General features: G+C 45.6%; 8 protein-coding genes and 1 riboswitch. Of the genes, 1 reads left to right on the forward strand and 7 read right to left on the reverse strand.

Annotated features, from left to right (window positions below; translation table 11 throughout):
- Nucleotides 1–45: 45 nt before the first annotated feature.
- Entirely contained in the window at nt 46–1,524 is a 1,479-nt protein-coding gene (locus MHI15_RS18160) for a potassium/proton antiporter (RefSeq protein ID WP_076279908.1), read from the reverse strand.
- A gap of 194 nt (nt 1,525–1,718) precedes the next feature.
- Here MHI15_RS18160 and MHI15_RS18165 point away from each other — a divergent pair, with 194 nt between their 5' ends.
- Nucleotides 1,719–2,783, forward strand: coding sequence for a GNAT family N-acetyltransferase (locus tag MHI15_RS18165; RefSeq protein WP_341164667.1), 1,065 nt, complete (start codon nt 1,719–1,721; stop codon nt 2,781–2,783).
- A gap of 87 nt (nt 2,784–2,870) precedes the next feature.
- On the opposite strand, the gene MHI15_RS18170 is transcribed toward MHI15_RS18165, so the two are convergent.
- The 6 genes from MHI15_RS18170 to MHI15_RS18195 form a co-directional block, all read right to left on the reverse strand.
- Nucleotides 2,871–5,576: a discoidin domain-containing protein gene (locus MHI15_RS18170; protein ID WP_340011987.1), complete on the reverse strand. Its 2,706-nt coding sequence runs from the start codon at nt 5,574–5,576 to the stop codon at nt 2,871–2,873.
- A 51-nt stretch (nt 5,577–5,627) separates the two neighbouring features.
- A complete protein-coding gene (locus tag MHI15_RS18175; protein WP_340395083.1) occupies nt 5,628–7,148 on the reverse strand; it encodes a glycosyl hydrolase in 1,521 nt (506 codons plus the stop codon).
- Nucleotides 7,149–7,299: 151 nt separating this feature from the next.
- Nucleotides 7,300–8,850, reverse strand: a complete 1,551-nt coding sequence (locus tag MHI15_RS18180; RefSeq protein WP_081383414.1) for a glycosyl hydrolase — start codon at nt 8,848–8,850, stop codon at nt 7,300–7,302.
- 12 nt (nt 8,851–8,862) lie between these two features.
- A riboswitch (cyclic di-GMP riboswitch) is annotated at nt 8,863–8,942 on the reverse strand.
- 136 nt (nt 8,943–9,078) lie between these two features.
- Nucleotides 9,079–10,452 carry a sugar phosphate nucleotidyltransferase gene (locus MHI15_RS18185; protein ID WP_076129262.1) on the reverse strand — a complete coding sequence of 458 codons (1,374 nt, stop codon included), beginning with the start codon at nt 10,450–10,452 and terminating at the stop codon, nt 9,079–9,081.
- Between the two features lie 741 nt (nt 10,453–11,193).
- Nucleotides 11,194–12,534, reverse strand: a complete 1,341-nt coding sequence (locus tag MHI15_RS18190; protein WP_076129263.1) for a UDP-glucose dehydrogenase family protein — start codon at nt 12,532–12,534, stop codon at nt 11,194–11,196.
- Nucleotides 12,535–12,538: 4 nt separating this feature from the next.
- Nucleotides 12,539–13,639 (reverse strand): glycosyltransferase, encoded by a 1,101-nt coding sequence (locus MHI15_RS18195; protein WP_036676592.1) that lies wholly within the window; start codon nt 13,637–13,639, stop codon nt 12,539–12,541.
- Nucleotides 13,640–13,670: the final 31 nt, after the last annotated feature.

Consider the following 13,670-nt stretch of genomic DNA (forward strand, 5'->3'; position numbering starts at 1 on the left):
GCCTATTATCTCTGTCACACTCTGGATAACGTCCTCTTTCTAGACTTAAATCAAAGATATATTTTCCTCCGCCGTCTTCCCTTTCTGACTCCGGAAAAAAGCCCTCATCTCATCGCGTTTGCTCTTTGGACTTAAGACATATACAGTATCCCCTGGCTTAATGACGGTACTGCCATGGGGGGTGACAATGCTTTTATTCCGGATAATAGCAGTAAATAAGATATCATCTGGCAGTCCGATATCGGAGATTTTCTGCCCGGCAATGGGCATGTAAGGTTCAATTCCTATGTGGTTGAACTCGGAATCCGTCTTGCCAAGGGCGACCAGCTCCATCAGGGATGGCTGTGCTGAATCCTCTTGCCCCACCAGCTTCAACCGGGAAGCCAGCGGTGAAATGCTTGTTCCTTGAATCACTGCTGAGGTCAGCACGACGAAGAATACCACATTGAAGAACAGTCGGCCGTGGGGAAGATTAGCTAGCAGCGGATAGGTTGCCAGCACAATTGGAACGGCTCCGCGCAGGCCGGCCCAAGAAATTAGTGTTTTTTCACGAATAGAGAATCTGGAAAAGAGCAAGCTTATAAACACTCCTATTGGCCTTGCCACAACCATCAGAATGACGGACAGCAATATACCTTGCCAAGCCACCTCTGCCAGCTCCTGTGGAAATACCAGTAGACCCAGCAATATAAACATAAATATTTGCATCATCCAAGCAAAGCCATGACTAAAATTCATAATGGTTCGATGATACATCAGCTCGGAATTGCCAAGGGTAAGACCCATTACATAGACAGCCAGCAAGCCGCTGCTATGAACGAGTGCAGATAAGCCGTAGGTTAGGACAGCAAATCCAATTGCCAATACCGGGTAAAGTCCCGTAGAATCCAGGTTAATTCGATTGATAAGATATACTGCGACTTTACCAAGTACAATCCCTATCACCAAACCAACTGCCATCTCCCATATAAAGGACAGCACAAGTCCCCATATCGCCATATCCGGATGCTGAATCCATTCGATCAGCGATACTGTCAAAAATACCGCCATAGGATCGTTGCTGCCTGATTCCGCTTCGAGTGTCGAGGTCAGTCGTTTGTCAATATTCTTACCGCCTAATACCGAAAAGACCGCAGCCGCATCAGTCGAACCCACGATAGCTCCGAACAAAAAACTTTCTGCCCATGACACCTCAAGAATCAGCTTAGCGAACACCCCAACGATAGCTGTCGTTAACAATACGCCTACCGTGGATAAGGATAATGCCGGCCGAATAATAGGCTTGATATCCTTAATACTGGTCTGCATCCCACCTTCGAACAAGATAACAACCAGCGCAAAAATCCCAGCCATTTGTGTTAAGGAAGCATTGTTAAAAAAGATAAATTGACTCAGTACCATCCCCGCAGCAAGGAAAAGCACTAGAGCTGGCATTCCAAATTTAGTGGAGAATTTGGTGGAAAACACACCTACAAGTAAGAGAGCTGCCAGCAATAATATGATATTATCTGCAAGTTGGGTCACCGTTTATTCACTTCCCTTTCGCTTCTAGCTTAAAATATAAGCTTCCTTATTTATGTACGTTATTACCCTTATCCACCTCCTTTTGAGACATTGAATAATATAAGCAGGATTGAAGATTTCATCCGCTGGGGCTTATACTTAAAATAATTCCTTTCTACCCTACTCGTATTTACATATAAGGAGGCTGACTGTATATGCAATTGAGATTAATAACACCTGCGGAGCTGGAGCAAGCCGCTCTTCTAGCCCATTCCATCTTTCGTAAAGCTGGCGACACTTCTATGAAAGAGCTGTTTCCGCTGATTTTTAGCCCTGGTTACACTCACTCTTATGCAGCCGTTGCCGAGGACGGTAACATCGCTGCTTTTATGGGATTAGTGCCCTCCACGATCCGCACTGGAGAAGCTCTCCTGAACGTGTTCTCCATCGGCGCGGTTTGCACAGATCCTGCTTATCGCGGACAGGGACTAGCCGGTCAGCTTCTACAGCTATGCCAGACCCATGCTGCGAATGCCGGCGCATCGCTTATCTTTGTCTCGGGTGACCGCTCGCTGTATACCCGAGCGGGATGCGTACCGTTCGGCGGTACGCAATTTGCCGAGCTGAACGCAAGCTCGGCTCACGCACTTGCTGCCGCAGCAGGGGAAGAATGGACGCTGCGGCCCATGCAGCCGGGCGACTTCTTCGCCGTCAACCGGCTGCTGAATGAACGCGAAGCCGGACAGGTGTACAGTCCGGGTGAGCTGGCGCTGCTGCTGGGTGCCGAGGCTTACGCGGGTGTGCTGGGCTTGTCCCAGCGCACACTCGTAGCCGTGCGGGACGGCAGCATCGAGGGGTTCGCCGCGATGGCTGTGCCCGCGGCGGATGTGCCGGCGCCGAGCCCAGCGACGGCGGTGGAATGGGCCGGCCAGCCGCAAGCGGTAGCGGCGTTGCTGGCCAAGGCGGCTCTGTGCAGCGGCGTTGGCACGCTGCAAGTGCCTGTGCCGTGGCAGGAGCGCAGCCTGCTCGCGCTTCTGCGGGACGCCGGCGCCTCCTTAAGCGCCGGCGCGAACAGCGGGACGGTCTGCATCGCAGACCGGGAAGCGCTTTTGCGGCAGACGGAAGTATGCCGCAAGCGTAGCCTCGACTTGTCGTCTGTGGACGACAAGGAGCTGATCTCGCTGCTGTTTGATCCAGCGAGCCCGCTTCGCACCTCTGATTCCTTGGAGGAATCAGAGGCAATTCCTTTACCTTATATGTCAGGCCTCCATTTTATTTAAAGCACAAAAATAACCTCAGCGGGAGAAGGATCCCGCTGAGGTTATTTAGTATGCTCTATTAACAGTTATATAAATTCAAATAATTGCTTATTCTCTGGAGTACACCTGTAGCTCTTGAATAGACCAATAATTCCCGCCGGCTCCGTTCTGTACAATTTTGACATACCTCGTCTTCACTTTAGAAAAGGATATCTTAGTAAGCTCTTTCGTACCTTTTCCAGACGTGAGTTTTTTCCAGTTTTGAGCATCGTCAGAAATATAGACTACATAGTCTCTTGGATAATCAAACGGTGATAACGTGCTATCCAAATCTATTCTTTCAATTTCATGTGCTTCACCCAGATCAATCTGAAAATACTCTCCGGATACCTGATGTTTTCCCGTATCCCAGCGCGTGCGCCGATCCCCATCGATAGCCAGACTAGGAGCTGATGCTGCCGTATTCACATTTGAGGATACCTTCCATTTAGTACGATCCAGAGGAACCAGTCCGGTGGCTGTAATCTGAACTTTATCGGACAGTAAATTAGAGCCGGATACCCTTACCGCGTAGGTATATAACGTCCCTTCACGTAAATTATGATCCGTATATTCTGTAAGCTTCACATCGGTGGCCACCACCTTCATTTCCCCGCCGCTACCTTCAGCGCGAAGCAGCTCATAGCTTGCTCCTGGTGCCTCCAACCAATTTAATTTTACAGCTAAACCTTTTGTTGCTGCGGCTTTGAATCCTTTAGGTGCCGACGGCTTTACTTCAGAGGAAGGCTGCAAAATATACTGCACAGCCTCTCCTGGAGCAAGGGTCTCCGTAAAGGTTAACGTAGGAGTAGCCTTTTTACCTGTTACATAACTTCTTGCTTTTTCATACGTATCCCCGTTTCCAAAACGTTCCCCTTCATACACCCCGTTTTTCGGCATAGTCACATTTACACTCACAGTTTGTGGAGTAGATTCAAAGTTAACGAAATTAACCAGCACCTTATTTGAGGTCGCTCCGCTTCCCGCAAGAGGCTTCAATGTAGAAGTATCCACGGCCCGAACATATACCAGCTTGTCGGCTAACACATCTTTGTTGGCAATTTGATAAGTTAGCGGAGCTCCATGTGTAGCATAGGCAAGACTGAGCCTTCTCATGATGCTGACACGTGAATCCTCATTTTCTTTTGTATAATAAATCTCTGTGGTCGCCGGATCATGCTCTTCTAAATTAAACCCGTATTTGAATAAACTGAAATCCTTAAAAAAAGCAGCATGCTGCACAAACATATCCGCATAACCAATATGTGCACGCATGATCCGGTCGAATACAGCCGCTGTCCGCTCCGTTGCCCCGTATTGATAGGCATCCACATGACTGTCCGAGGTACCAAATTCAGTGGTCAGCATTTTTTTGCCGAGTCCATTGTCTGCACCAGTGAAGGTCTTCAAATTCTCAGTAAAGCTTCCTCCATTACTAAAAATATAAGAGTCGCCGTAGGAATGTCCATTGGTCAAATCCGTAACCTTCTCCAGCTCCATACGTTGCTCTGGATCACGTTCCCAGCCATCCGGATCTCCACATTCCTTCCCAGTTCCCTTCTGATTACCGCAAGAATCCTCACTGTAGCTCGGCCAATATGCCCAGCCCGGAGCAACAGTTTGTAAATGGGGCGCGATTTGCTTGCCCTTTTTATTCAGCCAGTCCGCAATCGCCAGGTTCACTGCCTTAGAACGATTGAATAATCCCGGCTCATTATCTACCTCATAATATTGAAAATAGGGGCTATATTGCTCAAAATAATCTGTCAGCTTTTTCTCCGCGTCAGCAGGCAACGATCCATCTGCCTTAAGCTTAATATCACCAGTATGCAAATACAAAGCAACCGCCTGCATGTTGTAATCCTGTAATACCTTGTAATATTCCATCATATCCGAGCAGGATCTCCCGACATCACTGGCACAGCTAGTACGCATCACATTCCCGCTATAAGCCATCCCTAGCCATTTGATAACATAAGGCAAGTGCGTAACTGCACCTTCATCGAAATAAAATTGTTTATTATTCACTACTGTTCCCGTCAGTGTATAGCTGCCATGGATAGGCTCAGAAATTGGAGCGTTAAGAGATTCTAAACGGAGATTATCCCAAGTCCACCAGGAATATTCGTCTTCTTTGTCACTGCAATATAAACAGCGAAACGTTTGCAGCTTCAATTCATTCGTTCCTATCTTCAATTGCTCCTTGGGAATATATAATTCATAGGTCTTTTGAAAGTTATATTCGCTTTCTGTGCCAGCAACGCCCGCAATTTGAATGATCCCCGACAATTGATGATTGGAGAACACACTCATTTGCGGCACGGATTTATAAGCATCCAGAATACCTACGCTAAATAAGACCCCATTCTCCGGGATCTTATTTAGCTGATAGGTGATCGTTAATTCCGGCTGGGTCTTTCCATTCAAGCCTGCAGGCAAGCTCTGAAGAGCCGATGATTTGAGCACCGAAGAAGTAACATTAAATTCCTTCTTGCTGCCAGAAGTGCCACTCGCAGCGAATTCAGCTGCTGAGCCATCATGTTGTCCCAGATTCCAGATCACAGTACCATCCGGTATTTCTGCTGCAGCATCAGTTCCTGCAGATAGTCTTGGTATATTGGCACCTACCTTATAATCGTTTGTCCTATTCGTTCCGAAGACAGAGACAGACAACAGAAACAAGACGGTTAATGCGGCGAATTTTAGTAATAACAGTAATGGTTTGTTTGCAGATATCTTATTTTTTCTATTAGATATTCTCCTCGTTATTCCCATCCATAGGTCCTCTCTTTCTTCCGGAATGTCTTACCCTATCATTTCATTAGATTAAGGAAGGAACAATGCCCCTTGTGGAATTACCTGCTGCTTCTGGCGGGAACTCTCCCATAGCAAACGAAGATTGGCATCTCCTTCATTCTCATAATATTCAATTTGGATATCATAAAGCGTTCCGGCTGTGAGTGGGATACTTCCTTTATGAAGGGTTGCACTTTGATTTTTCCAATTGTCGATGATCAGCTTTCCGTCAATCCAGACACGGACTCCATCATCAGAGGATGCCGAAATCGTATATTTTTCACTGAATTTGGGTTTGAGTTTCCCTTTCCAGCGTACAGAAAAGTGATCTTCATTTATCTCTGAGGCAGGAGACCCGCCATGCCAATTAAAATCAATCTTACGGTCATTGCGGATAAGTACCGCTTCTCCCTCTAAATCAGTATTGTTATAGTATTCTCCAGTTAAACCCGTTAGGGTTACCGGAGTTACGGGTGCTATCGAAGGACCTCCTGTTGTGAGAACATAGTCCTCTCTTGATACTATAAACGAGTCTTTCATAAAGCTTTTAATTGACTGTAGCGTATTATTTTCTGTCAGTAATTTTCCCCAGGTCATCATATAGACCCATTTATTTTGTTTCTCAGTTAATACATCCGGGTTCGGCAGTTGCCCACTCTCCCCGATTCCGATAGGTTTACCCTCGGCCAATGCGAGCAGATCCTCATAGTAGGACTGTTTATAATCGTTATTGTAGATATCCGCAGCCAGAACATCGAGTTTATCCCCACCGGGATAATATGCAGCATATGGATCTGACCATTCATTCGGCGCATTCGGATTCCACACCCACAGTAGATTATTTAGCTTGTGTGTGTTTACAAAACGATCATAGACAATACTCCACAGCTCTGAAAAATTGTCCTTTTTCCCCCACCAAAACCAACCACCATTCATTTCATGGTAAGGTCGCCATAAGACCGGAACTCCGGCATCACGCAGCTGACCCAAATATCCAGCAACCTCGTCTAGATCTGAGATTAGCCTCTTATACTGAGCTGTCCCAGGTGTAACATAAGCATTAAATTTCTCTTGACTGAGACTTCTGTTTACATTGGACCACTCTGGAGAGGTTCCCGGTAAGCTCTGATGGAAGGTCATCGCTACAATGCCACCCTCTTGATGCCATTCAATTGCACTGTCTATAACAGCTTGCCGCTGTTCTGCGATCGTCTCTTCGGATTGATTATTAATCGCCCCTAATTCATAACCATGTAGAACAGCATTTTGTCCCGAAGTATTCTTCAGCTTATGAACCAGTTCATCTGGACTTTCTAGATAATCATGCTGGCCGGACAAGAGCCCTTTGCCACGTAGATTTACCAAATTACTCAGCAGTTGCTTGGCTTCTTCAGAAGCCGAAGGATTACTTGGTATAGCCGGAGGTAGGGAGGAAGAAACACTCATAGCCTTCGGAAGACTTTTAACCTCTCCCCAAGGCAGCAAGGAAAAAATAATAAACACCGGTAACATAGTAAACAACAATCTGTTTTTCTTATAATATTTACGCAAATAAATCCTCCTTTCGGTAGCTGTACTGCCTCCACAGGTGTTAAAAACATACCTGTTATCGGACAATCGTCTTCTGACCTAATGAGGACTATAGCTTAGTAGCTCTGCAATAACGCAGAGCCACTAAGGATCGACCTTTAATTTTCATCAATCAGGAGACATCCGGAAGAAAAAGTGCACTTGCTGGAACTGTCTCTTTAGCTTGACTAGCACTTTCCCACATCAAGCGGACTCTCGCATCGCCTTCATTCTCGTAATACTCCACCTTGATATCATATAGCTGGCCAGCCTTCAGCGTTATAATGCCCTTACGCTCAGTACCACTTTGCTTAGTCCAACTATCAATCACGGATTCCCCATTCACCCAGACACGGATACCATCATCTGAGGTAGTGTAAAATGTATATTGCTCATTATATAATGACTTAATTTTACCGCTCCAACGTATGGAGAACCGATCAATCCCGAGGGCGGCATCCGGCGAGCCTTGCCGCCAATTGAAATCGATTATTGCATCAGTTCTGTTAAGAGCTGCTGCTCCCGACAATTGCATGTTGTTGTAATACTCTCCTGCAAGCCCCTTCGCGAGAGGAATTGCTGCCTCCCCCTCTTCTTCGGAAGGTGCCGGCGCTGGTGCGGCGCTAGGTGTCGGTGCCAGACCAGTATTTAATTTATCTCTGGTCAGGGTATAGTTGCTATTCATAAATGTTTTGATTGTGTCTGCACTGTTATTCTCGTAAAGCATTTTTCCCCAGCTCATCATATACGTCCATTTACTTTGCGATTGCTGAAGCTTCTCCAGATTAGGCATTTCACCATTTTCCCCGATCGCAATCGGTTTGCCTGCGGCTAGACTCAATAAGCTGTCATAGTATTTTTGCTGGTAATCATTTTCGTATATATCTGCTGCCAGAATATCTACTTTATCAGCACCTGGATAAGTTAGCGCATAAGGATCTGACCAAACATTGGGAGCATTCGGACTCCATACCCATAACAAATTATTTAATTTATGAACGTTAACAAAACGGTCATACATAATATTCCATAGTTTAGAAAAGTTATTTTTCTTCCCCCACCAGAACCAGTTCCCGTTCATTTCATGATAGGGTCTCCAAAGCACCGGAACGTTGGCATCGCGCAAGCTTTTTAAAGAGACGGCCACCTTATCAAGCTCAGCGATCAGATTGTTATATTGCTTGGTACCCGGTGTAACGTAACTATCGAACTCACTCTGGCTAAGTGTTTTTTTCACATTATCCCAGTCATAAGAGGTGCCCGGCAGGTTAGCATGAAAAGTCATAGCTACGATCCCGCCCGCTTTATTCCAGTTGATGGCGCTGTTCACCACATTTTGACGTTGCCAAGCCATCGTTGCTTCGGACTGGCCACTGATCGCACCCATTTCATAACCGTGAAGAGCCGCATATTGTCCGCTGGTTCCCTTCAGCATATTGTTAATTTCATCTGGACTTTCTAAATAGTCATGTTGACCGGCAATAATACCTTTTCCTGAGATCGAGTAAAAATAGTTAAGCAGCTTTACGGCTTCAGGTGAGGCACCTGGGGTAACTGGCGTTCCAGAATTTGAAGCAGCTATGACAACAGACGGCGAAATTCCAACAGCAAGCGGAAGTGCAGTCAGAAACAGGACGAGTGACAGAAATGCACCAAACAATCGATACGTACGGTAAGCTTTCAAAATAATCTCCCTTTCGGTAGCCAGGCTGCCACTCTTTCGAAGGCCCTATAGCTTTGCGTCCCTACCTTTCGATAGGTTTGCCTTTTCAATTTAAGAGAAATAATCTCTCTTACCGTAAGTATCGACGACAATTAATGATATATTTAGTGTTTTTATGACTTTTTTTGATAATTGAGTCAATTTACCTGTTTCAAGAAATTTTGAATTGGTTAAATAGATAGGTTAGACCTATGAAATGAATTGTTGTAGTTCTATATCATTCCAGTCTAAAGTAATACGTATGTTATCTTCTTCTACTAATTCAGACCCCGTCTGTACCTCTATAAACTCAACATCCGTCAAAGCAAGGATCGCGTGCTTCGTTCCTTCCGGTATACGTACCACGTCCCCAGCCTTCACATTATGTTTTTTCTCATTCAGCACAATACTTGCTTCGCCGCTGACGATTGTCCAAATTTCACTACGCTTGCGATGTAATTGATAGCTGATATTATTCCCCTCGGATATAAAAATCCGTTTGGTCAGCACTTCATTGCCTTCATCATATTTCACATAATCAATAACTTTGTAATGACCCCAACGGCGTTCCTCGTACATCGGTCTTTGTTCAAAGGTCTTCAGCACTTCTTTAATCCGTGGGCTCTCAGCTTTATGGGTAACTAGAATCCCATCCGGGCTAGCCGCAATGATCAGATCCTTCGCACCAATTACCGTAATCGGAATGTCCAGCTCATTAATCAAGCAAGTCCCCTCAGAATCCGCCGTCACAAAACCTTTTCCTACATGCTTGCTGCTCATTTCCTCTGTCAGCGTATTCCACGTTCCAAGATCCTTCCAGAATCCATCATACGGCTGCACCACAATATGTTCTTCTTTCTCCACCACTTCATAATCAAAGCTGATGGAAGACAATAGCTTATACTGCTTCTGCAATTCTTCATATCCTAAAGGCAACCCTTTACGCTGCAAAATATCTAACAAGTACCCTAAGCGGAAGGCAAACACTCCGCAATTCCACAAGGCATTTTGCTCGATGAGCTGTTCTGCTTGTATGCGGTCAGGTTTCTCTTGAAAGTGACTCACCTTCATAAAACCATTTTCCCCCGCCTCTTCGGTGGTAGGAATAATATATCCGTATTTCTCTGAGGCATGTTCAGGAACAACACCCATTAGAGCCAGATTTGCTCCACTTTCCAGCATGGTCCCCTCAAGCATAGCTATGGTATCGAAAAAAGATGCTTCTACATAAGGGTCAACAGGCAATATTGCTACCGTCTCCGCTGGAGAAACACCTGCCACTGAATAAAGATAGGTAGCTGTTAAGGCGATAGCCGGAAAAGTATCCCGACGCTCCGGTTCAACGATAATCGGCACATGACTTCCCAGTTGGCTTTGTATCATTTCTACTTGGCCACGGCCGGTGGCCAGATAAGATGATTCTGCCATCCCTGCTTCCTCCAGCTGTCTCCAGACACGTTGTACCATGGATTCTGGTTCACCTTGAGGGCTTTCAAGTACCTTTAGAAATTGCTTTGAACGTGAGTCGTTGGACAACGGCCATAACCGTTTACCTGAACCGCCTGATAGAAGTACCATTTTCATAGAATGAACCCTCCTTGAATTATGGAAATCGAGCATATTTGAATTGTAATCAAAACGTCAGCTTCCGCTTAGCCTTATTTCGAGCGGATGCACTAAAAAAATTTGTTAGGTAGAAACCACTCCAAGGGATTTTGGACTTCCGATCGCTGTTATCCTCAGATTTCCTGATTGAACCGCTTCTCGCGGTAGAAATCCGAGGATGCATATGCTTTCGAAGCTAGCTTTCCTACGGAAATCTTTCGGGCGAACACTCCGTTTCTACAGTTCCAAATTCCCTTTCCGTTCTTAACCTAACCAACTTCTTCTTAATACTTGATCCGTGCGTACCGGGCTGTACCAGCCGGAAGCAGGCACGTTTTTCTAAAGATTTGCTTCTGCTCTGGGGGAGGCAGCTGCAACTGCAACAACTGTAAGAACAACTGCAACTACAAGAGCAAGACTAGTTGCCACCACAGAGACAATGACAACTACAACTACAAATGCTACTGCTACTGCGGTATATAATCAGAGTACCTAACTTTATAAATTGCTTAGAACCTTAAAATAAGGGAACGAAGTGGCGGAGGGGAATTTGGGAACTGTAAGAGCGATAGCGTCCGCCTTTGTCTGCGGATTTCTACCGCTATCAGCGGTTAAAATCAGGAAATCTGCAGACAACAGCGGCTGGAAGTCCAAACATTCTCTGGAGTCACGGCTCATCCCTAAATAGAAAAATCACAAGTTCAATCAATATAACTTAGATTAAACCGCTCCAGCCACACTAGCAGAATAACCGCTCAATCCACCCATCTGCGGGCGGCCGACAGAATGATAAACGAGTCCGGTACCCTCAATTTGCTCCTTGGAATACACATTGCGTCCATCGATCAGCACCCCATTGCGCATGCTTTTCGCCAGCTGATGCAGATCAATATCCTTGAGTAGGCTCCAATCGGTCAAGAGGCATACGGCATCGCTGCCCTCAGCCGCTTCCTCAGGCAGATTGCACCAGCGAAGCTGCGGATGATCATATTGCTGCCTGAAATTTGTAGCTGCGATTGGATCATATAGTTTGACTGTTGCCCCTTCAGCCACCAGTGCCTCAACAATCTCTCTGGCGGGAGCTTCGCGGACATCATCAGTATTAGGCTTAAAGGCAAGCCCCCATATCCCAATCGTCGAACCGCGCAGGCTGCCAAGTGATTCATGCAGCTTGGAGATGATCATAAACCGTTGTCCCTTGTTCACTTCGACTACAGATTTCAATAATTTGAATTCGTAATCGACGTTGCCCGCAATTTGAATGAGCGCATTAGTGTCTTTCGGGAAACAGGAGCCTCCATAACCGATACCAGCCTGCAGGAAGGATGACCCGATTCTTTGGTCCATACCCATTCCTTGTGCTACCTCGGTTACATCAGCTCCCACTTTTTCACAAATATTGGCGATCTCATTAATAAAGGAAATCTTCGTGGCCAAAAATGCATTCGAAGCATATTTGATCATTTCAGCACTGCGTATATCTGTTACAAATACATTTTCTGTGAAACCCTTATGAAGCTCGCGCATTGTTGGTTCCAGCTCTGGATTATCAAGGCCAATGATAATTCTATCAGGATGGAGGGTATCGCGAATCGCTGACCCTTCACGTAAAAACTCAGGTGCAGACACGATATCAAAAGAATGTTGGGTATACTTAGAGATCATTTGAGAGATTTTTTCATTTGTTCCTACTGGAACTGTAGATTTAGTCATTATAATTTTGTGCCCTTCCATCGCTTTGGCGATTTCAGCGGCTGCACCCTCAATGTAGGTTAAGTCTGCTTCACCGTTAGGCAATGATGGCGTACCTACAGCAAGAATGATAATATCTGAACGGCGCACCGACGCTTGAAGATCTGCAGAAAAAGATAACCGTTCCTCACGAAGATTCAGTTCAATCAGTTCCTCGATTCCCGGCTCATAGATGGGCGATTCCATCTGTTTCAGCTTCTTAATCTTTTCCTCGTCCTTATCCACACAGATGACATGATGTCCGCCCAGTGCAAAGCACACGCCAGATACAAGACCCACATACCCAGTACCGATTACTGTCAGCTTCATATTATCATCCTCCTTTTAGAAAATTGACGTACGCCTGCTCAACATACTGCTTGAACTTAACCATAAACGCCTGCTCATCGAATTTACGTGCATGCTCCATAATTTGATCGATATCCCAAGCGTAGGACTCTACCTCATAAATAGCCTTAAGTAGATCCTCCACTTCTTGATGCTGAAAGAACACACCATTTACATAAGGAATAATAGTATCTAGTGCCCCACCTGCTTGATAAGCAATTACCGGTCTTCCTGCAGCGTTCGCTTCCAGCGGTGTAATTCCAAAGTCCTCTTCTCCTGGAAAAATAAATGCTCTACACTGTGCCATCATTCCAGTTACTTGTTCATCTTCTAGCCGGCCCAGAAACGATACATTATCCTTAGCCATGCCTTCGAGACGCTTGCGATCCGGTCCATCTCCTACGATATAAAGCTTAAGACCGTTACGATTGAAAGCCTCTACTGCCAGATCAATCCGCTTGTAGGAAACAAGCCGGGAGACAATTAAATAGTAGTCACCAATGGTAGAAGAGCTTGTAAACCGGGCTGTATTAATCGGTGGAAATATGACATCTGCATCCCGGTGATAATAATTCTGAATTCTCGTCTTCACTACTGAAGAATTGGCTACGAACTGATTCACATTTTTGGAAGTCCGTTGGTCCCACGTTTTGAGCTGCTGCATGTATACCTTAAGCATTTTTTTGAACAGCCCGGAATTCGACTGACGTTCCATGTAGGTGTCATAATCCCATGCGAAGCGCATAGGCGTATGGCAGTAACAAAGATGAAACGTATGTTTAGGAACTTGAATACTTTTCATAAAAGCACTGCTGGAACTCAGGACGATATCGAAACCGCGAAAGTCCAAATCACGGATGGCCATTGGATAAAGTGGCAGCACCCCTTTAAAATTGGTCTTTACCCCCGGAATCTTTTGCAGCCAGGAGGCACGGATATCCGCATCTTTGAGATTGTCAGTAAGGCGGCTTCCGTTAAAAACCGTTGTGTAGATTGGAGCCTCGGGATACATGTGATGAAAGACTTCCACCACTCTTTCCGCGCCGCCCATTTGGATTAAGTAATCGTGCGCTATCGCAATTTTCATGTGAATCATCCTCAAAGTTTTATGGAGCATC

This window comes from Paenibacillus sp. FSL H7-0918, assembly GCF_038007025.1.
Lineage (GTDB): Bacteria > Bacillota > Bacilli > Paenibacillales > Paenibacillaceae > Paenibacillus_AQ > Paenibacillus_AQ odorifer.

What these genes read in the sequence shown, in the direction of transcription:
- MHI15_RS18170 (WP_340011987.1), bottom strand. Translation starts at nt 5,576, where the DNA reads ATGGGAATAACGAGGAGAATATCTAATAGAAAAAATAAGATATCTGCA.
- MHI15_RS18195 (WP_036676592.1), bottom strand. Translation starts at nt 13,639, where the DNA reads ATGAAAATTGCGATAGCGCACGATTACTTAATCCAAATGGGCGGCGCG.
- MHI15_RS18185 (WP_076129262.1), bottom strand. Translation starts at nt 10,452, where the DNA reads ATGAAAATGGTACTTCTATCAGGCGGTTCAGGTAAACGGTTATGGCCG.
- MHI15_RS18190 (WP_076129263.1), bottom strand. Translation starts at nt 12,534, where the DNA reads ATGAAGCTGACAGTAATCGGTACTGGGTATGTGGGTCTTGTATCTGGC.
- MHI15_RS18165 (WP_341164667.1), top strand. Translation starts at nt 1,719, where the DNA reads ATGCAATTGAGATTAATAACACCTGCGGAGCTGGAGCAAGCCGCTCTT.